At 63.3% G+C, this 18,560-nt stretch carries 17 protein-coding genes; 9 read left to right on the forward strand and 8 right to left on the reverse strand.

Annotated features, from left to right (window positions below; all coding sequences use genetic code 11):
- The first annotated feature begins 156 nt into the window (after positions 1-156).
- Positions 157-795, forward strand: a complete 639-nt coding sequence (locus tag DK391_RS40175; protein ID WP_109483559.1) for a LysE family transporter — start codon at positions 157-159, stop codon at positions 793-795.
- Positions 796-811: 16 nt separating this feature from the next.
- Here DK391_RS40175 and rarD read toward each other — a convergent pair whose 3' ends face one another.
- The gene (gene rarD / locus DK391_RS40180; protein ID WP_109483560.1) at positions 812-1,687 is read right to left on the reverse strand and encodes an EamA family transporter RarD; all 876 of its coding nucleotides are present in this window, start codon (positions 1,685-1,687) and stop codon (positions 812-814) included.
- A gap of 300 nt (positions 1,688-1,987) precedes the next feature.
- On the opposite strand from rarD, the gene DK391_RS40185 reads away from it, so the two are divergent.
- Positions 1,988-2,776 carry a sulfite exporter TauE/SafE family protein gene (locus tag DK391_RS40185; protein ID WP_109483561.1) on the forward strand — a complete coding sequence of 263 codons (789 nt, stop codon included), beginning with the start codon at positions 1,988-1,990 and terminating at the stop codon, positions 2,774-2,776.
- Between the two features lie 41 nt (positions 2,777-2,817).
- On the opposite strand, the gene DK391_RS40190 is transcribed toward DK391_RS40185, so the two are convergent.
- From DK391_RS40190 to DK391_RS40200, 3 genes are all read right to left on the reverse strand, one after another.
- Positions 2,818-3,072: a hypothetical protein gene (locus DK391_RS40190; RefSeq protein ID WP_109483562.1), complete on the reverse strand. Its 255-nt coding sequence runs from the start codon at positions 3,070-3,072 to the stop codon at positions 2,818-2,820.
- A 225-nt stretch (positions 3,073-3,297) separates the two neighbouring features.
- The gene (locus tag DK391_RS40195) at positions 3,298-5,418 is read right to left on the reverse strand and encodes a D-(-)-3-hydroxybutyrate oligomer hydrolase (protein WP_239483088.1); all 2,121 of its coding nucleotides are present in this window, start codon (positions 5,416-5,418) and stop codon (positions 3,298-3,300) included.
- 594 nt (positions 5,419-6,012) lie between these two features.
- Positions 6,013-6,369 (reverse strand): BON domain-containing protein, encoded by a 357-nt coding sequence (locus DK391_RS40200; protein WP_109483563.1) that lies wholly within the window; start codon positions 6,367-6,369, stop codon positions 6,013-6,015.
- A 552-nt stretch (positions 6,370-6,921) separates the two neighbouring features.
- Here DK391_RS40200 and DK391_RS40205 point away from each other — a divergent pair.
- From DK391_RS40205 to DK391_RS40230, 6 genes are all read left to right on the forward strand, one after another.
- Positions 6,922-8,454, forward strand: coding sequence for a TAXI family TRAP transporter solute-binding subunit (locus DK391_RS40205; RefSeq protein ID WP_109483564.1), 1,533 nt, complete (start codon positions 6,922-6,924; stop codon positions 8,452-8,454).
- Positions 8,455-8,672: 218 nt separating this feature from the next.
- On the forward strand, positions 8,673-9,317 hold the full coding sequence (locus DK391_RS40210) for a 2-hydroxychromene-2-carboxylate isomerase (protein ID WP_109483574.1): 645 nt from the start codon (positions 8,673-8,675) through the stop codon (positions 9,315-9,317).
- 215 nt (positions 9,318-9,532) lie between these two features.
- Entirely contained in the window at positions 9,533-10,558 is a 1,026-nt protein-coding gene (locus DK391_RS40215; RefSeq protein ID WP_109483565.1) for a LysR substrate-binding domain-containing protein, read from the forward strand.
- Between the two features lie 97 nt (positions 10,559-10,655).
- Positions 10,656-11,543 carry a hypothetical protein gene (locus DK391_RS40220; protein ID WP_109483566.1) on the forward strand — a complete coding sequence of 296 codons (888 nt, stop codon included), beginning with the start codon at positions 10,656-10,658 and terminating at the stop codon, positions 11,541-11,543.
- Entirely contained in the window at positions 11,543-11,797 is a 255-nt protein-coding gene (locus tag DK391_RS40225) for a hypothetical protein (protein ID WP_109483567.1), read from the forward strand. Before DK391_RS40220 ends, DK391_RS40225 begins: the two co-directional genes overlap by 1 nt.
- 26 nt (positions 11,798-11,823) lie before the next feature.
- Positions 11,824-12,273, forward strand: coding sequence for a hypothetical protein (locus DK391_RS40230; RefSeq protein ID WP_109483568.1), 450 nt, complete (start codon positions 11,824-11,826; stop codon positions 12,271-12,273).
- A 1-nt stretch (position 12,274) separates the two neighbouring features.
- Here the strand turns inward: DK391_RS40230 and xdhC are convergent, their stop codons facing one another.
- The 4 genes from xdhC to DK391_RS44690 all read right to left on the reverse strand — a co-directional run bounded on the left by xdhC (position 12,275) and on the right by DK391_RS44690 (position 17,151).
- Entirely contained in the window at positions 12,275-12,865 is a 591-nt protein-coding gene (gene xdhC, locus DK391_RS40235; RefSeq protein ID WP_109483569.1) for a xanthine dehydrogenase accessory protein XdhC, read from the reverse strand.
- A gap of 21 nt (positions 12,866-12,886) precedes the next feature.
- Positions 12,887-15,250: a xanthine dehydrogenase molybdopterin binding subunit gene (gene xdhB / locus DK391_RS40240; protein ID WP_109483570.1), complete on the reverse strand. Its 2,364-nt coding sequence runs from the start codon at positions 15,248-15,250 to the stop codon at positions 12,887-12,889.
- 29 nt (positions 15,251-15,279) lie between these two features.
- Positions 15,280-16,797 carry a xanthine dehydrogenase small subunit gene (xdhA, locus tag DK391_RS40245; RefSeq protein WP_109483571.1) on the reverse strand — a complete coding sequence of 506 codons (1,518 nt, stop codon included), beginning with the start codon at positions 16,795-16,797 and terminating at the stop codon, positions 15,280-15,282.
- 78 nt (positions 16,798-16,875) lie between these two features.
- The gene (locus DK391_RS44690) at positions 16,876-17,151 is read right to left on the reverse strand and encodes a hypothetical protein (RefSeq protein ID WP_162601046.1); all 276 of its coding nucleotides are present in this window, start codon (positions 17,149-17,151) and stop codon (positions 16,876-16,878) included.
- A gap of 44 nt (positions 17,152-17,195) precedes the next feature.
- Between DK391_RS44690 and DK391_RS40250 the strand changes: the two genes are divergently transcribed.
- Entirely contained in the window at positions 17,196-18,407 is a 1,212-nt protein-coding gene (locus DK391_RS40250; RefSeq protein WP_109483572.1) for an MFS transporter, read from the forward strand.
- Positions 18,408-18,560 lie beyond the last annotated feature (153 nt).

Here is an 18,560-nt window from a genome sequence, read left to right on the forward strand (position 1 = left end):
GTTCAGCGGCTTTCTTTTGCCTACTTTTCTTTGCCGCGGCAAAGAAAAGTAGGTGCTGCCCCGCACAGGGGCGACGCGTAAAATACGACGACACAACGCGGATGCCGGCGAAAGCGAAAGTAAAAGCGAAAGCAAAACCAAAACCAAGGAGCCACCATGTCCACCACAAGTCTCTTCCTGACCGCCGCAGGCGTAGGCCTCGCAGTCGCCGCACCCGTCGGCCCGATGGGCATGCTCTGCATCCGCAGAACACTAACAGACGGCCCACGCGCGGGCCTCGCAATCGGCCTGGGCATTGCAAGCGGCGACGCCATCTACGGCCTGGTAGCCGCACTCGGCCTCGTAAGCGTCTCGCACTTCATGCTCGCCTACGACAAGCCGCTCCACATCATCGCAGGACTCTTCCTGCTCTATCTCGGCATCCGCACGATGCTGCAAAAAGTCCCCGCCGACAACGGCAACAACAACGAAGGCAAACTGGCAAACATCAGCCACGCCAATGCGTTAAAAGCCCTCAGCAGCGCCCTGCTTCTCACCCTGACGAATCCGCAAACGGTGATCATGTTCGCCGCCCTCTTCACGACACTCGCGCCGCGCGGCCCATTCTCGTCGAGCATCGCGCTCACCACGGTATTCGGCGTGTTCTGCGGCTCCATCGCGTGGTGGTGCGTGCTCGTGACTGCCGTGTCGCTCGCGCGTCATGCAATCGGCCACAAGCTGCGCGTGATCATCGACCGCATCGCCGGCTTCGCGCTCGCCGTGTTCGGCATCGCCGAAGTGAAGCGCGCGCTCTGATCAGCGCAGGCAGACATCACGCACGCGCAAACCGCGCTCGCCACAAGCCATCCAGCGAATACACGGCGAGCGCGATCCAGATTGCTCCGTAGCCGATCAGTTGCGCCTGCCCAAAAGGCTCACGGTAAATCAGCACACCAATGATCAGCTGCAGCGATGGCGTCACATACTGGATCAGACCCAGCATCGACAGCGGAATGCGGCGCGCGCCCGCCGCAAACAGCAGCAGCGGCACTGCCGTGATCGGCCCGGCCAGCGCCAGCAGCACCTTCACCCCGAACGACGCCGCGCCGAACCCGCTCTCGCCGTGCGACGACGCGAAAAACAGATACAGCACGGCCACGGGAAAGAGCAGCACCGTTTCGAGCGTCAAGCCTTCCAGCGCGCCAAGCTGCGCCGTCTTGCGCAACAACCCATAGCCCGCAAAGCTGAACGCGAGCGCCAGACTGATCCACGGCGGACTGCCGTTTTCCCACGTGAGATACAGCACGCCGCACCCGGCAATCGCGACGGACAGCCACTGCACGCGCCGCAGCCGCTCGCCGAGAAACGCCAGACCGAACAGCACGTTGATCAGCGGATTGATGAAGTAACCCAGGCTCGCCTCGACGATATGCCCCGCGTTCACAGCCCAGATATAGATGCCCCAGTTCGTCGACAGCAGCAGCGCGCTGGCCGCAAAGCGCCCGAGCAGACGACGGTCGCGCAGCACGGGCGCAAGCCAGCGCCATTGCTGCCGCACGCTCAGCACGATGAACAGAAACAGCATCGACCACACCATCCGGTGCGCGAGCATCTCGACGGGCGAAATCTGATGCAGCGACTTGAAGTAGACGGGAAACATTCCCCATAGGGTGAACGCGAGCAATGCGTAGGCGCCGCCGGGATTCATTTTTATCGGTCTGCAGGTGGGAAAGACGCGGAAGCGCAGGAGTGCATGAGCGCGCCATCCAGTACCCGCGACGGCGCGAAACGTTTATTGTAAGCCGGTTGTCGGAATGACTATCGCCTCGTCCGCGCCGGCTTCTGCGCGCTTTCGTACGCGAGCGCGCCGGTTTTGCGACAATAGCGGTCTTTCGCCGCTGCGCCGTCAGGCGGGTCCGCCTGACGGCGACCGCCCACAGGCAGGCTAGGCGCCCGCAGTCCCGGCAAGCTTGCCCGCAACCCTTTACGACCGTCCGCGGTCCGCGCAATGGCACTTCCCCACATCGATCTCCTGTATTCCGCGTCGGGTCTGTTCGTCGGCTTTCTGGTCGGGATGACGGGCGTCGGCGGCGGCTCGCTGATGACGCCGATCCTCGTGCTGCTCTTCAACGTCCATCCCGCCACCGCCGTCGGCACCGATCTGCTGTACGCCGCCGCGACCAAGGCGACGGGCACGCTCGTGCACGGGGTAAAAGGCTCGATCGACTGGCAGGTCACCTTGCGTCTGGCCGCCGGCAGCGTACCCGCCGCCACCGTGACGCTGATCCTGTTGCACCGCTATGGGATGAATTCGACGCGCGGCGGACATCTGATCTCCGTCGTGCTGGGCGTGGCGCTGCTGATCACCGCCATCGCGCTGATATTCCGCCCGCAGCTGACGGCTTTCGCGGCTGCGCGCACACGCGGCACGGGCCAGGGGAGCACGCTGGCGCTCACGATGCTGACGGGTGCGATCCTCGGCGTGCTGGTGTCGCTGACGTCCGTCGGCGCGGGTGCAATCGGCGTGACGGTGCTGCTGCTCCTTTATCCGATGCTGCCGACCACGCGCATCGTCGGCTCTGATATTGCGCACGCCGTGCCGCTCACGCTGCTGGCGGGCGCGGGACACTGGCTGCTCGGTTCGATCGACTGGTCGATGCTGCTGTCGCTGCTGGTCGGCTCGCTGCCGGGCATCGTGATCGGCAGTTTCCTGTCGTCGAAGGCGCCTGAAACCCTGCTGCGCAATATCCTCGCCGCCACGCTGACGCTCGTCGGCGTGCGCCTCGTGCTGGCCTGACGGCGCGCGGGCGCGCGCTCGGGCCGCGCAGCGTCGTCTGATTACTTGAAGAAGCGGCAGTTCAGATCCGTCTCGAACTGGCGAACCCAGTGGCCCGCCGTGTCCTCGTGATACGACTGCGCCCAGCCGCCGCGCCGGATCGTCAGAAGACGCGAACGATGCGACACATCGTCGGGATCGTCGCTCATGCTGATGTCGAAGTGCGCGGGCGCGAAGCCGTGCCGCGCGCAGACCAGTTCGAACGCCGCGCGTTCGCCAATGGGAAGATCGGTGTAGGTAAAGCGGATCGCGTCCATGGCCGTCGCTCCATAAAGCATCGATAGCTTCACAGTACTGCACCCGACGGGTAAACAGTGTGTCACGGCGCACATGAACGAACGTCCGTCGCGTTTGGGCGAGGGGTGGCGCTCACTTCGAACCAAGTCGTCACCCCGATGGCGCAATTGCCCCGCTTTCTGTCATGTGCGTGTCACGCGGCTGGCCGTATTTGTCGTCTCACGCCGGCCGCGTGATGTGCGTCGTCACTGCGGCACGTTCACCGTTCCCGCTGCGACCTGAATTGCGTTCGCACCGGGGTTCATCGAAATGGCGGGCAGATTGGCCGTCGTCAGCGCGGGCGCCGCGCCCGCCGTGCCGCCGCGCGCCACCGTGCGGATCACTTGCGAAGGCGGCAACGCCGCGCCGCCCTTCAGGTGATTCCACATCAGGTTCAGCGCCTGGATGTTGTAGTAGTGCACTGGGATGAAGTGGGTATCGAAACCGGCCACGCTCAGGAACGCATCGAAGTGCTGGCCATTCATCACTTCATAGAACGACAGTTGGCTCTTCGAGCCTTCCGTGATGCTGTTCATCGCCAGATACGCGCGCGATGCGTGGTTCACGGGCACGAGTGCATCGCTGCGCCCTTGCACGATGATGGCGGGCTTGCCGTGCAGGTTCGCGTTCACGCGGATCGCGTTGACGTTCTGCTGCATGCGGGCGTCGCCTGCCGTCCAGAGGGCGCGGATACAGGCGGCGCCCGTGTAGCTGGCGTCGGCCGTGGCCAGCCGGTGATCCGCGCCGCCTGCGGGCGCGGCGTTGTAGACGAGATTGATGCCGTTGGTCGGCGGCACGCCGTTGCCGAGCCCGAAGATGGACAGCATCGGCGAGACGGTGGGCGTCACGCCCGCTGCGCCCGTCGTCGCGTTGGTCGTGCCGAAGCTGAAGTTGCACAGGTTGTCGGTCACGCTCGACTTCGTGTACGCGTCCGCATAGGTCACGGCGACGGCAGGCACCGCCTGCGAATCCCACATCGGCGCATGCAGCAGGTCGGAGTCGGCTTCGTAGCCGGCGGCGTGCAGTCTCGCGAGCGCGTCGTTGGCCTGACTGGTTGCGTCCGCACCGCTCACGAAGCCGCCCGCCGCCAGCGACGCACAGCGCGCCGCGCGGATTGCCTGCGTGGTCGCGAGCGGCAGTGCCGTCAGGTATGGCGCGCCCGTTGCCGCCGTCGCATTCGCCGCGCACGGCATCAGCATGTTCGCGTAGGTCATGTAATCGGCGAGCGGCGCGCCGGCGGCGGGAATCTGCGTGCCGCCTTCGAACACCTTCGCCGTCGATGCCATGTTCAGATTGATCTGCGGCTCGCCGACCACGACGGCCGTGATCCATCCTTGCGTGTCCTGCTCGGCTGCCGCCAGCGACGCGCCGCCGCCATTGCTGACAGACGCCGCAATCGTCGTAATGCTGCCTGCGCTGTAGCGCACGCCATGCTGCTGTGCGTTGTTATTGATGGTCGGCGCGAACTGCTGGTTAACTGCCCAGTACGCGAACTGGACGGCTTCGAGCGTGTCCTTGCCCCAGTCCTGCTCGGGGTTCTGCTGCGAGTGCGCGTGCTTGAACGCGTAGCGGTTCGGGAAGTTCGTGTTGAACGTTGCCAGATCTGCGGACGACACGCTCGCCGTGAAGAGACTCGACGTGCCCGCTGCTACAGCCGTCGACAGTGTGCCGTCGATCAGCGTGACCGTGCCCGTCTGCAGTTCTTCGGCGCCGTTGCCGCTGCCCTTGTCGGTGTAGGCGACCGCGCAGCCGCGCTTGAGGCCCCACTCGCCCGCCGCCGAAATCGCGCCGTACACGCCGCGCGAACCCGACGAGGTCGCCGTGACGATGCAGGGATTGTTCGGATCGAAGGTGGCCGGCACCTGGACCATCAGCGTGACGTTCTGCTTGCCGCTGCCGTCGTCGGCATAGGCGAGATATTCGGTGCCGGCGATCTTGCCTTCGCCGAGCGTGTCGTTGCCGTTCAGATCGACGTTGGGCCCCCAGAAGCGGCCATAGCCACCATTGGCCGACATGTCGACCAGCGCGCGGTAGTTCGACCAGATCGCGAGTCGGCGCAATTCGGCGGCAGTCGGACTGGATGCGTTCGCGAAGGTCGGCGCCGTCGCGCGGCCGAGGCCCGTCTTGCCGAGACCGCCGGTGAGCAGATCGTCGCTGTTGCCATCGTAGGACGTGGTTTTGACGCTGCTGGACACCACGAACGAAGGCAGCGCGTTGGCAGTCGGGTTGTGGTGATCGTCGCCGTGGCCACATGCGGCGAGCAGGATCGAGGTCGTGGCGAAGCCACAGGCAGTGGCAGCACGTCTGAGCAACAGATTCCCTGTCATTACCGTCTCCATTGTCTTGTTGTCGATGCCGCAGCGCACCTGACTCGTTCGTCGGCCAATGGCCGGACATCGGGCGGGCGCAGCGGCGGGTGCTGAAACGCAAGTTTCACGCCGGTTTCCGGCGTCCCCTGACACTGCTGCCGCACGCCTCGGGCGGCGGGCGTTGGCGGGTAATCGCGTGTGCGTGGCAGCGGCACACGCCGTCTTGATCCGGAGACGATCTTAGGCACGTGCAGCACGGCTCAACTGACTGAAATCGCTGAAAAACGGCTGAAAAGGTCCGCTGCGCGCGGCTCGCAGCATCGGTGGGAACGATGTCTACGCAAAGAGACGGTGCTGGGCGAGTCGCGCTTCATGGAAGACTGGGGCGCCCATCCGCGTTGCATGCAACGCTTCGATGCCTCTGCTCGATGCGCGTGCAACGGAGCGCCGCCCAAAAACAAAACGGGCTCCCGCCGAAAACGGGAACCCGCTTGTCATTCTGACCGGTAAGCACGCCGCAACCTGCAGCGTGCCGTGCGTCCGGCGGTGCGTTGGCCGCTGCCCGCGCGAGCCGGACCGTGGTCCGCTGTGCGCCGGCGCGGCCCGCGCCGCTTACTGCTGCTGGACGTTGATCTTGTTCGACACCGACGTCACGCCGGCCACGCCCTTCGCGACTTCGCCAGCCTTCTGGATCTGGTCGTTGTCCGGGGCCGTGCCCGTCAGCGTGACTGCGCCGCCACGTGCGCGGACGGCGATGCTCGACACGTCGAGGCCTTGCGTCTTCGCGAGAGCCGAACGCACCTTCTTGCCGAGCGCGCGGTTTTCCGATTTGGCGGCCTTCGAGTTGGCAGCGGGTGCCGCCGACATCGTGCCGGCCGGCGCGGAGTCGCTTGCCTGGGCATACGTGTGGCATGCGACGACCATTGCAACAACACCACCCAGTGCCTTCAGAAAATCGACCGATTTCATACCTTCTCCTTTTTGCTTTGGTTTGGACCGCGTTTGACTAGCGGCTTGGTTACGACGACAGTCGGCCCGACTGCGCGCGCGCACGAAGGCGCAACGAGGCAATGGCGAGCCAGGAGCGTTGTCACGGTCTGCGAGAGAGAGGCGTTGGAAGTGGTCACGGCCGGCGCGATGCAGCGCGCGTAGCGGAGCATGACGCCGGCCGTCTGCCGCACGGCTGGCAGCGCGCCCTGGTCTCTTCAGTCTGGCCGGGTCGCGCCGCGTCAACCTCGATGCGCAGCAGCGTTGCCAATGTAATCTAGCCGCGCAAGTTCTGCAAAGGATATCGCGTGTTTTGCACGGTTTGATGTTGCAGCGCGTTTCCGCCCGGAGCAAAACGGCACGGGCGTGCCGGACGTGCCCTGCCCGCGTCCCGACGTGCCATCGACGGCAGCCCGCCGTCCCAGGACACTTTTTGTTACGCCTTTGCGGCCCTGCGAGGCCGCTGCGCACGCCGCCGGCCCATCAATCTCCTGTACCATCGGCGCGAATTCCTCCGACCGCATACGCATTCCCATGAAGCCTTCCGACGGACGTCGCCCGGAACGCCCCGCTGACTCTTCTGGCCGCAAACCACCGCCCCGCCTCGTCGCCCGATTCGTGGCGATCTCCTGGCGCGATCTCGCCGTATCGTTCGGGCCCATCCTGATCATCAGCGCGATCGCTATCTACATCGCCGTGCGGCTGATCCAGCCCGCTCCGCCCAACACCCTGACCATGGCGGCGGGCCCGACAGGCAGCACGTTCTGGGTGGCTGCCCAGAAGTACAAGGACATCCTCGCGCGCAACCGCATCACGCTGAACGTGCTGGAGACGGAAGGTTCGCTCGACAACTACCGGCGCCTGACCGATCCGCACGCGAATGTCGACGTCGGCTTCGTGCAGGACGGCATTGCGCCGTCGAAGGCAGGCGATGACCTGATGTCGCTCGGCAGCGTCGCCTATGTGCCTGTGGCGATCTTCTATCGCGGGCCGATGGTCACGCTGCTGTCGGAGTTCAAGGGCAAGCGCGTCGCGATCGGCGCCGAGGGCAGCGGCACGCGCGAGCTCGCGCTGCAACTGCTGAAAGCGAACGGCATCACGCCCGACGGTCCGACCCGGCTGCTGCCGCTATCGGGCGACGAGGCCGCCAAAGCGCTGACGGAAGGCAAGATCGACGCCGCCATCCTGACGGGCGACTCCGCGCAGCCGCCCGTGATGGGCAAGCTCTACCGCACGCCGGGCGTGCAGTTCTACGACTTCACGCAGGCGGGCGCGTACGCCAAGCGCTTCCCGTATCTGACGCAGCTCGAAATGCCGATGGGTTCGTTCGATCTCGGCAAGAACCTGCCATCGACTGCGCTGCACATGGTCGCGCCGACAGCCGAACTGGTCGCTCGCGACTCGCTGCATCCCGCGCTGTCGGATCTGCTGATCGAAGCCGCGCGCGAAGTGCACGGCAAGGCGACGGCGCTGCAGAAAGCGGGCGAATTCCCCGCGCCGCTCGCGCAGGATTTCCCGATCAGCGACGACGCCGCGCGCTACTACAAGTCGGGCAAGAGCTTCCTCTACCGCATGCTGCCGTTCTGGCTCGCGAGCCTCGCGGACCGGCTGCTGGTCGTGCTGGTGCCGATCATCGTGGTGCTGATTCCGGGGCTGCGGCTCGTGCCGTCGCTGTATGCGTGGCGTGTGAAGTCGCGCATTTATCGCTGGTACGGCGCGCTGATCGCGATCGAGCGCGAGGCGCTCAGCGAAACGTCGGCGGCCGAGCGCGACGCGCTGATCGTGCGGCTCGACAAGATCGAGGAATCCGTCAACGGACTGAAAATGCCGCTCGCGTATGCGGACCAGTTCTATGTGCTGCGCGAGCATATCGGCTTCGTGCGGGCACGTCTGACGCGCGATTCGGAAGCGGCTGCTGCGCGCGATGCGGGCGCCACGGGCGGCGCGCCCGGCGCATCGGACTCGCCGGCTGGCGACCCGGATGCCGTTAGCCGGGCCGAAGCGCGGGCCGCAATGCATGACGGCCTGGAAGCTCAGGAACGGCACGGCGACGGCGAGCGCGGTTAACGAGTCGCCAGATCAGACCAGGATAAGCCGGGGCAGCGACTGCTCTGGCTGCCGCACCGCGCTAAACCCGCGCCGCCCGTCCGCGTCGAGCCGCCGCCCCAACGCCATTTCGTCAAATGATGCGCACGGCGCGTGCTCCGCGTAAGATCGAAACAATCCAGACGGCTGGGAGCGCGGCATCGCCGGCGGCCCGCCGTTTCCGGCAACCGGGAGACATCATGACCGATGGCATCGACGCCACGCAGCCACTGTGGTTTTACGACTTTGTCTCACCGTTTTCGTATCTGCTGCTCGAACAGCACGACAAGTGGCCTGAACTGCCGTTCGTCCTGACGCCCGTCATGCTGAACCAGCTGTATCGCCACTGGGGTCAGCGCGTTGCGTACGACGTGCCCGCAAAACGCATCTTCACGTACCGGTACGCGCTGTTTCGCGCGGAGCAACTCGGCATCCCGTTCCGCATGCCGCCGTCGCATCCGTTCGATTCGACCAAACCGATGCTGCTCTCCATCGCGCTCGGCTCCGACCTGCACACGGTACGGGAGATTTTTCGCTTCATCTGGCGCGAGGGACGCGACCCATCCACGGAAGAAGGTTTCGCCGCGCTGTGCGAAAAGCTGAACGTATCGGACGGCGAGGAACTGATCGCACGCGAGGCGACGCGCGCCCAACAGATCCGCAATTGCACCGACGCCATCGCGATCGGCGTGTTCGGCGTGCCGACTTTCTGGCTGAACAAACAGCTGTTCTGGGGCGAAGACGCGCTGCCGATGGTGCTCTATTGCGCGCGCACGCCGAACTGGCTCGATTCGAAGGAAGTGAAGCGGATCACGACGCTGCCGTCAGGCATGGCGAAGGCTTGATCGAACGCCTGAGCCGAGGCCGGGGCGCATGCCGTGATGCCCGGCATAGGGCGCCTGCTATGGCCGGCACAGGGTAAAACAGCCTAAGGTGATAGCTTCGCGCGCGTGCGGCGAGGCGTCAGCCATTGCGGCGCAGATACCGCACGCGCGCGACAGGATCTGACACACACAAGCATTCGCAAGCCTTCAACGGGCCTTCCCCGCCCCGCCGATTCATGGACGAAAACGACGCCGCCTCACTCGATATCTGGCTCGTGCGCGTGCTGCGCACGCTGCTGGTCGAGCGCAGCGTCACGCAGACGGCGTTGCGGCTCAACCAGACGCAGCCTGCCATCAGCACCGCGCTGCGCAAGCTGCGCGAAACGCTGAACGATCCGATTCTCGTACGTGGCAAGTCGGGCATGGTGCCGACGGAGTACGGCGAATCGCTGCTCGCGGCTGCGCAGAAGGTGTTGCGCGACGTCGATTTCGTCGCGACGCCGCACGGCGACTTCGACCCGGCGCGCTCGCGTCGAACATTCCGCGTCGCCGCGCCCGACTATCTGAACGACTTCTTCATGCCGACGGTGATCGCGCAGTTCCGCGAGGCAGCGCCGCACGCGCGTCTGGAGATCGAATCGCTTGGGCCGCTGTTCGATCACGCGTCCGCGCTCGAAGCGGGCGAACTCGATCTCGTGATCGGCAACTGGCCGAAGCCGGACCCGCGCTTCGAGCGCAGCGACCTGTTCTCGGATACCGTCGTGTGCATGATGCGCGCCGATCATCCGCTGGCGAACCGGCCGCTCACGCGCGACGCCTATCTCGCCGCGCCGCATCTTGCACCCGCGCATTACAGCGGCGCGCGCGGCGGCGCGATCGACACGGGTTTTGCGCGCGCGCACGCGGCGCGCCGCATCGTGGCGACGTTGCCATACTTTGGACTCGTGCCGCAGGTGCTGCTGCAATCGGATCTGATCTTCACGACCACGCGCCGCTTCGCGCTGCATTACGCCGAGATGCTGCCGTTAGCGGTTGTCGATGTGCCGATTCCGTTTCCGCGCATCAAGTGCTATCAGATGTGGCATCCGCAACCGGACCGGCCAAGCGATATCGCGTGGCTGCGTGGGCTGATGGCGCAGGTGTCGGAGATGCTGGTGGCGACGAAAGCGCGTCGGCCACGGGCGACGGCGAAGGGATCGAAGGCGGATAAAAAAACGGACGCCGCGAGTGAACCCGCTGCGCCCGTTGGAGGAATCGGTTAGTGAATCAGGCGCCAGCCTGATCTTGACAAAATTTGACCCAGCAGTCCGTCGATGATTCGCTACGATGTGCCACCTGCTCAACGGCGGACGGTGGTGCATGGCGACAGAACTCAAAAGCGATGCCTGGCATCGTTACAACATGAATCGACGCGACGACGCGTCGCTCAGGCAGTTCGCTTCGGAAGACGAACTGCGCCGGCTGGTCGAAGCTGGAAAGAAGTTCACAGGCGGAGCAGGCGCTGAGATCTGGGCGAAAGATGCGGGCCTTGTTGGGCGCGTCCGCCAGTTCCTTGGCATGAGCTTTCATTGGCACGCGCGCCTAGCCGTGTCAGGCTCTAACCTCGATGTAATCGAGATGCTGCAGACGATGGTGCGCGGCGGCTCGGTCTACGTTATTCCGCAGGAACTGGCGCACAACTCCGGCCCCGTTCGCGGGGATGAGGAACCTCGATCAAGCTTCTGGGGCGCCGATCACTACAGCCACGTCCTCGATGTGTCGCTCGCTCAACGCTATAGCGCTCAACTTGATGCGATGAATGCCGATGGCCCGACACTCGCCGACATACGCGCCATGCATGACGTTATCAATGTGGAGTTCATGCATGCGGCCGTGCAAGCTGATCCACTCGGTACGCTGCCAATCTTTGCTCGGGCTGGGTGGGTGAGCAGATATGGGTTGCCCGATTTGTCGGGATACGTTGCCGATCCGACAGGAGAAGCCGAATCCTACTGCGTAGATTCAACCGCATTGCCACTAGACGCCCAGTCATTCCAATACCTTTCCGAGCAACCCGATGATCGCGGCATTGTTGATCTCGCTGCACGAGGGCTAAGCGCATCTGACGAGGCCGAGTGCGATGCCTTGTACGAGGTACGGATGACATATTGCAGCGCGTTGAGCAAAATGTACGGCAGTGACGCGCGCACTTATCTCGCGTGCAAACAACGAGCGTTCCAGGACTACCAGGCATGCAGGGGCTACTGATGACCGAATATTTTGTTTCCTATTACGATCCCGATACCGCGACGATCAAAACCGGATTCGTGGATGCCCGCGTTTTCAAGGATGTTCGGATGAATCTGGAGATGGAACACGAGATAGGAGCAAGCAACCCGATCAGCGACGAATTCGCGCGCCGCTTCGGCGGAGCCGCGCTACTCTGGTTTGCAACGCAATACCCCGAGCTTCGCGAATATCTTGAGATCACCGACGGCAAGGGCAGCAAAATCACGCTTTAAAACCCAACGCTCCATCTAGTTCGCGCATGTTATCGACAGGTCGCTATCACGACGCTGAGGTCGTCGGCTTGTCCTATGCGCGAGCGGACAGAGTCGCACGGATTGATTTCGCACTTGTGGACGGCGAAGCCGGGCTACTGTTTTCAGGAGTATTAGCACTTCGGGTGAGCGACTTTGGGTTGCAGAACGTCGTGTCGCGCGTACTGCTGTCGACAGATCACCATTTTTCAATTGATGCCACAAGAGACCATGTCCGCTGGGCGTGCAGCCAGCACGACTATCAAGCCTCTTTGACTGATCAAAAAATCGCGGCAATTGAAGAGGCGCTTTCGCAACGTGAACTTCTCTTGTTTGTGATCGAGCCGTCAGCCGGCGCGGAAATCGTTATCCTGTGCGAGACGATGCTTATCGCTAGCGATAAAAAAACGGACGCCGCGAGTGAACCCGCTGCGCCCGTTGGAGGAATCGGTCAGTGAATCAGGCGGTCACACAATCCGCGTCCTGTCCCAACATAAAATCCGTCAGCGAAACCTGCTGCGATCTCACCTGCAGCAACTCCGCGCACACCGCAATCGCAATCGATGAAGGCGCCTTGTCGATGATACCCGGCACGCCGATCGGACAAGTCATCTCGAACAGACGCTGCGGATCTACACCGCGATCGAGCAAGCGCCGCTCGAACTTCACGCGCTTCGTCTTCGACCCGATCATGCCGAAGTAGGTAAAGTCGCGCCGCCGCATGATGCGCTCGGTGAGCGAAAAATCCAGCGCGTGGTTATGCGTCATCACGAGAAAATACGCGCCCCCGGGGGCATCATCGACGATGGCATCCGGCGTATCCGTCGCTTCGATCTGCACGTTCGCGGGCACTTCATCGGGAAACAGTTCATCGCGCTCGTCGACCCATTGCACCACGCACGGCAGCCGGCCAAGCAACGCGATCAACGCGTGCCCAACGTGACCCGCGCCGAACAGCACGATGTGCATCGGCGGCGGCAGCTTCGTCGCGTGACCGCTGCGGCGGCCAATCTGGATAGGCAGATCAGCGAAAGACGGAACGTGCATCATGGCGAGCGCCCTCTTCTGAAGTTATTGTCCAGCCGGACGTGAAGCGCGCACCGCGCGAATCGCCTTGAGAATCTCCTCGCTGGTCGCAGGCGCGTTCAGCGGCGGATTCACCTTGTAATCGCCGACAGCAGCAACCGCATCGCGGATCGCGAAGAACACCGAGAACGGCAGCAGCAGCGGCGGCTCGCCCGTTGCCTTCGAACGGTGGATGCTGTCCTCGGCGTTGCGATTCTTGAAGAGACGCACGCGGAAATCAGGCGGCGTGTCGTTGACGGTCGGAATCTTGTACGTGGACGGCGCGTGCGTCATCAGCTTGCCGCCCGCGTTCCCCCACAGTTCTTCCGTCGTCAGCCAGCCCATGCCCTGAATGAAGCCGCCAACCACCTGACCCACGTCGATAGCCGGATTCAGCGACGCGCCCACGTCATGCAGCGCATCGGCGCGCAGCACGCGCATTTCGCCCGTCAGCGTGTCGAGCACCACTTCCGACACGGCCGCGCCATACGAGTAGTAGAAGAACGGCCGGCCCTGCAGCTTCGCCTGATCCCAGTAGAGCTTGGGCGTCGCGTAGAAGCCGTCGGACCACAATTGCACGCGTGCAAGGTAAGCCTTCGCGATGACTTCGTCGAACGGCACGACGGCATCGCCGACCACCACGCTGTCGCCCGCAAAACGCACGTGCGATGCCGTCACTTCACCGCCGCCGAACTTCTCGGCGGCAAACAACGCGAGACGCTCGCGCAACTGGCGCGCGGCATCCTGCGCGGCCTTGCCGTTCAGGTCCGAACCCGTCGATGCCGCCGTCGCCGACGTATTCGCCACCTTCGACGTATCCGTCGCCGTCACGCGCACGCGGTTGAAGCTAACGCCGAGTTCATGCGCGACGACTTGCGCGACCTTGGTGTTCAAACCTTGGCCCATTTCCGTGCCGCCGTGATTCACGAGCACCGAGCCATCGGTATAGATGTGGACCAGCGCGCCCGCCTGGTTGAAGTGCGTCACGTTGAACGCGATGCCGAACTTGCACGGCGTCAGCGCGAGGCCCTTCTTCAGCACGTCGTTGTTGCGATTGAATTCCAGCACTTCCTCGCGGCGCTTGCGGTAATCGCTGGTCGCTTCGAGTTCGTCGATCAGTTCGTGAATCACGTTGTCTTCGACGATCTGTCCATACGGCGTCTGGTTACGCTCGGTCTTGCCGTACAGATTGCGGCGGCGCACGTCGAGCGAATCCTTGCCGATCGAACGCGCGATGTCGTCCATGATGTACTCGATCGCAAACGCGCCCTGCGGCCCGCCGAAGCCACGAAATGCCGTGTTCGACTGCGTATTCGTCTTGCCGCAGAACCCGTCGATCGCGACATCCGACAGGAAGTACGCATTGTCGAAGTGGCACACGGCACGTGTCATCACCGGGCCGGACAGATCGGCGGAATAGCCGCAGCGCGACGTCATATCGACTGACACGCCTTCGATCAGACCTTCGTCGTCGTAACCGACGTCGTACGTGTAGTGGAAATCGTGGCGCTTGCCCGTGATCATCATGTCGTCGTCGCGGTCCGGACGCAACTTCACCGGGCACAACAGCTTCCATGCGGCGAGCGCCGCGCAGCACGCGAAGATGCTCGATTGCGATTCCTTGCCGCCGAATCCGCCGCCCATGCGCCGGCATTCGACCAGCACGTTGTGCGAATGCACGCCGAGCATGTGCGAGACGAGATGCTGCATTTCCGTCGGGTGCTGCGTCGAGCAGTAGACGTGCATGCCGTCGTCGTCCTTCGGCACCGCGTACGAAATCTGCCCTTCCAGATAGAACTGCTCCTGTCCGCCGAGCAGCATTTCGCCGGCTTCGCGATGCGTCGCGTGTTGCAGCTTCGCGGCGGCGTCGCCGCGCGCGAGCTTCAGCGGCGGAATCACGCTTTGCTTCGCGGCGCGCGCCTGCTGCGCCGTCAGCACGGCAGGCAGTTCTTCGAACTCGATGTCCGCGCGGCGTGCGCCGAGGCGCGCCGCATCGTGCGAGGTCGCAACGACGATGAACATCGCCTGGCCGACGTATTGCACGAGGCCATCGGCGAGCACGGGATCGTCGCCCTTCACGATCGGCCCGATGTCGTTGTGGCCGGGAATATCGCCTGCCGTGAAGACGGCGACCACGCCAGGCGTCGCGCGCACCTTGTCGAAATTCATCGACACGATCTTCGCGTGCGCTTTCGGCGACGTGCCGAGCGCCGCGTGCAGCGTGCCCGCGAGTTCCGGAATGTCGTCGGTATAGGTCGCGCGGCCGCTCACATGCAGATGCGCGGATTCATGCGGACGCGAGATGTGAACTTGCGTGAATTCGGCGAGTTCTTTGGCGTCCTTCAGGAACGGTTCGGCTTGCTGGTTCATTCTGTGGGTTCTCCGTTTCCTTTTTTGCTTTAAGCCGTCGCGCCTGCTGCCAATACCGCGCGCACATCGAGCGCGCTCTTTTGCAGCGGATTGTTCGGGCGCGTTTCGAGCCAGAAGCGGTACAACGTATTCTTCGCGGCTTCGAGACGATAGTCGCTGGTTGCGCGCATGTCGCTGAGCGGCTGATAGTCTTTGGCGAGCGCGAGCATCGCGATCTGCGCGGTCGCTTCGTGCCAGTCGTTATCGGCAATCGCGGCTTCGGCGTGCGACGCGCGCTTCGGCGTCGCGGCCATGCCGCCGAACGCGATGCGCGGTTCGCGGATCGCTTCGCCATCGGCGATGAACGAGAACGCGGCGCACACGGCGGAAATATCCGAGTCGAAGCGCTTCGAAATCTTGTACGTGCGGAAGTGGAAGTGCTTGCGCGCCTCGTTGCGCGCCGGCACCTTCAGCCCGACGACAAACTCGTGCTCGGCCATATCCTTCTTCTGATACGCAAGGTACAGGTCCTCGAGCGCCAATTCGCGTTCGACATCCTTGCCGCGCAGCACGACGCGCGCGCCGAGCGCGATCAGGCCCGGCATCGAATCGCCGATGGGCGAACCGTTCGCGACATTGCCGCCGATCGTGCCGGCATTGCGGATCGGCAGCGACGCGAAGCGCTGCCACATTTCGGTAAGTTCGGGATACTGCTTCGCCAGTTCGGCATAAGCGCGCTCGACGGTCACGCCCGCGCCGATCTCGATCCAGTCTTCCGTCACGTTGATCTTCTGCATTTCCGCGATCTGGCCGACGTACACGATATGGCCGAGGTCGCGCATCATCTTCGTGACCCACAGGCCGATGTCGGTGCTGCCGGCGAGAATGCGCGTGTTCGGCGCGTCGGCCTTGATCTGCGCGAGCGCGGCGACGGTGCGCGGCGCGTCGAACTTCTGGCCGCTCGATTCGTAGTGGAAGGTTTCGCCGCGTTCGAGCTTCGCGAGCTTCTCGGCGAGCGCTTTTACATCGACGGGTGCTTTCGGCGCGGGCAACTCGAACATGCGTTCGGCCGCTTCGATGATCGGGCGATAGCCGGTGCAGCGGCACAGATTGCCCGTCAGCGCGTTGGAGATATCGGTGCGGTTCGGCACCGTCTTGTTGGCGCAAGCGTGTTCGTGGCCGTGCTTCTCGTACATCGACCACATCGACATGACGAAGCCCGGCGTACAGAAACCGCACTGCGAGCCGTGACACTCGACCATCGCTTCCTGCACGGGATGCAGGCTGCCGTCAGGCTGGCGCAGGTCTTCGACGGTGAAAAGCGCCTTGCCGTCGAGGGTCGGCAGAAACTGGATGCATGCGTTGACGGCCTTGAAGCTGACGCCGCCCTTGTCGTTGCGCTCGCCGATCACGACGGTGCACGCGCCGCAATCGCCTTCCGCGCAGCCTTCCTTGGTGCCGGTGCAGCGCGCGTCTTCGCGCAGATACTGAAGAACAGTGCGGGTGACGGGCGCGTCGGTGATCTCACGGATCGCGTTGCGATGGTAGAAGCGGATCGGCTGGCTCATGTCTCGTGCTCGTTTCGGTTATTCGCGTCCGCGTGGGGCAGGCGGACGGTGTTGCTGACGATTCGAAAATTAGCATCATCAATATTCGCAACCCATAGGCTCGATCACATGGGGGACATACAGCTGGAGCGATAAATTGAGATGACCGCGGCGCCGCTGGCTTATGGTGACGTGTCCGTTTTTACGTATTTTCCGAAAATATGATGCTTTTTGGACACAACCGTTTGAATCGATCGGGGCAAACCGCGCCTGGACACGCGCAAATAATTGATGGAAAGCCATCAAACGGGCCGATCTGCACGTTTTTTCAGCAAGAAAATTATTAAGCAAACCCTGCAAGGGGATCGGTTCCATGGGAAAATCATGGCTCCCCGCCAAATTCAAGTCTCGTTTTCCCCATGTCCGCCGACTCCGCTACACCGCGCAGCGAATTTGCGACCACTTTGCAGATCATTCCGGTCGTTTTTTTCACGTTCCTTTGCTACCTGACGATCGGCATTCCGCTTGCCGTGCTGCCGGGTTATGTTCACGACGATCTTGGCTACAGCGCCGTGATCGCCGGTCTGGCGATCAGCGTCCAGTATTTTGCGACGCTTGCATCGCGCCCGCTGGCGGGCCGTTCCGCCGATACGCTCGGCCCGAAGAAAACGGTGACGATCGGTCTGATTGGCTGCGGCGTGAGCGGCGTGCTGTTGCTGCTGGCTGTGTTGCTGGGCCGCTGGCCGACCTTGAGCCTGACGCTGCTGGTGTTGAGCCGGCTGGTGCTGGGTTTTGGCGAAAGCCTGTGCGGCACGGGCGCGATCCTGTGGGGCATTGGGCGCGTCGGTACGACGAACAACGCGCGCGTGATCTCGTGGAATGGCATCGCCACGTATGGCGCGCTGGCAATTGGTGCGCCGCTGGGCGTCGCGATTTCGCATAGCGTTGGCTTTTTTGCGCTTGGCGTGGTGGTAATTGCGCTTGCGGCGCTTGGGTTCTATCTGGCCCGGCTGATTGCGCCTGTGCCTGTCGTGCATGGCGAGCGCATGTCGTATCGGAGTGTTTTTACGCGCGTGTTGCCGCATGGCATCGGGTTGGCGCTTGGCTCCGCCGGATTTGGATCGATTGCGACGTTTATCACGCTGTTCTATGCGGCCAATCATTGGCCGAATGCGGCGCTGTCGTTGACCGTGTTTGGCACGCTGTTTATTGGGGCGCGGCTGCTGTTTGCAAACACGATCAAGACGTATGGCGGGTTTCGGGTTGCGATCGCGTCGTTCTCGTTTGAATGCGTTGGGTTGTTGTTGCTGTGGCTCGCGCCGGAGCCGCATATTGCTCTTGCTGGTGCTGCGTTGACTGGCTTCGGATTTGCGCTTGTGTTTCCGGCGCTGGGCGTCGAGGCTGTGGGGCTTGTGCCTCCGGCTAGCCGTGGCGCGGCTTTGTCGGCGTATTCCGTTTTCCTCGATCTCTCGCTGGGGATTACGGGGCCGCTGGCCGGGTATATCGCCGGTGAGTTTGGATACGGGTCGGTGTTTTTGTTTGCTGCTGTGGCAGCTGCTGCGGCTGTGGCGCTTTCTACGATGCTGTATTTGCGCAATGCGCGGACGCCTAATGCGCCTGCGGCGGCTTAGGTTTTTGGCTGCGGCGCTGGCGGGTTGGTTTGGTTTTGCTTGTCGCTGGCATCCGCGGTTTGATGTACCACTTCACGCGTCGCCCCTGTGCGGGGCAGCACCTACTTTTCTTTGCCGCCGCAAAGAAAAGTAGGCAAAAGAAAGCGGGCTAAC

It is taken from the genome of Paraburkholderia sp. C35, from assembly GCF_003121405.1.
Taxonomy (GTDB): domain Bacteria; phylum Pseudomonadota; class Gammaproteobacteria; order Burkholderiales; family Burkholderiaceae; genus Paraburkholderia.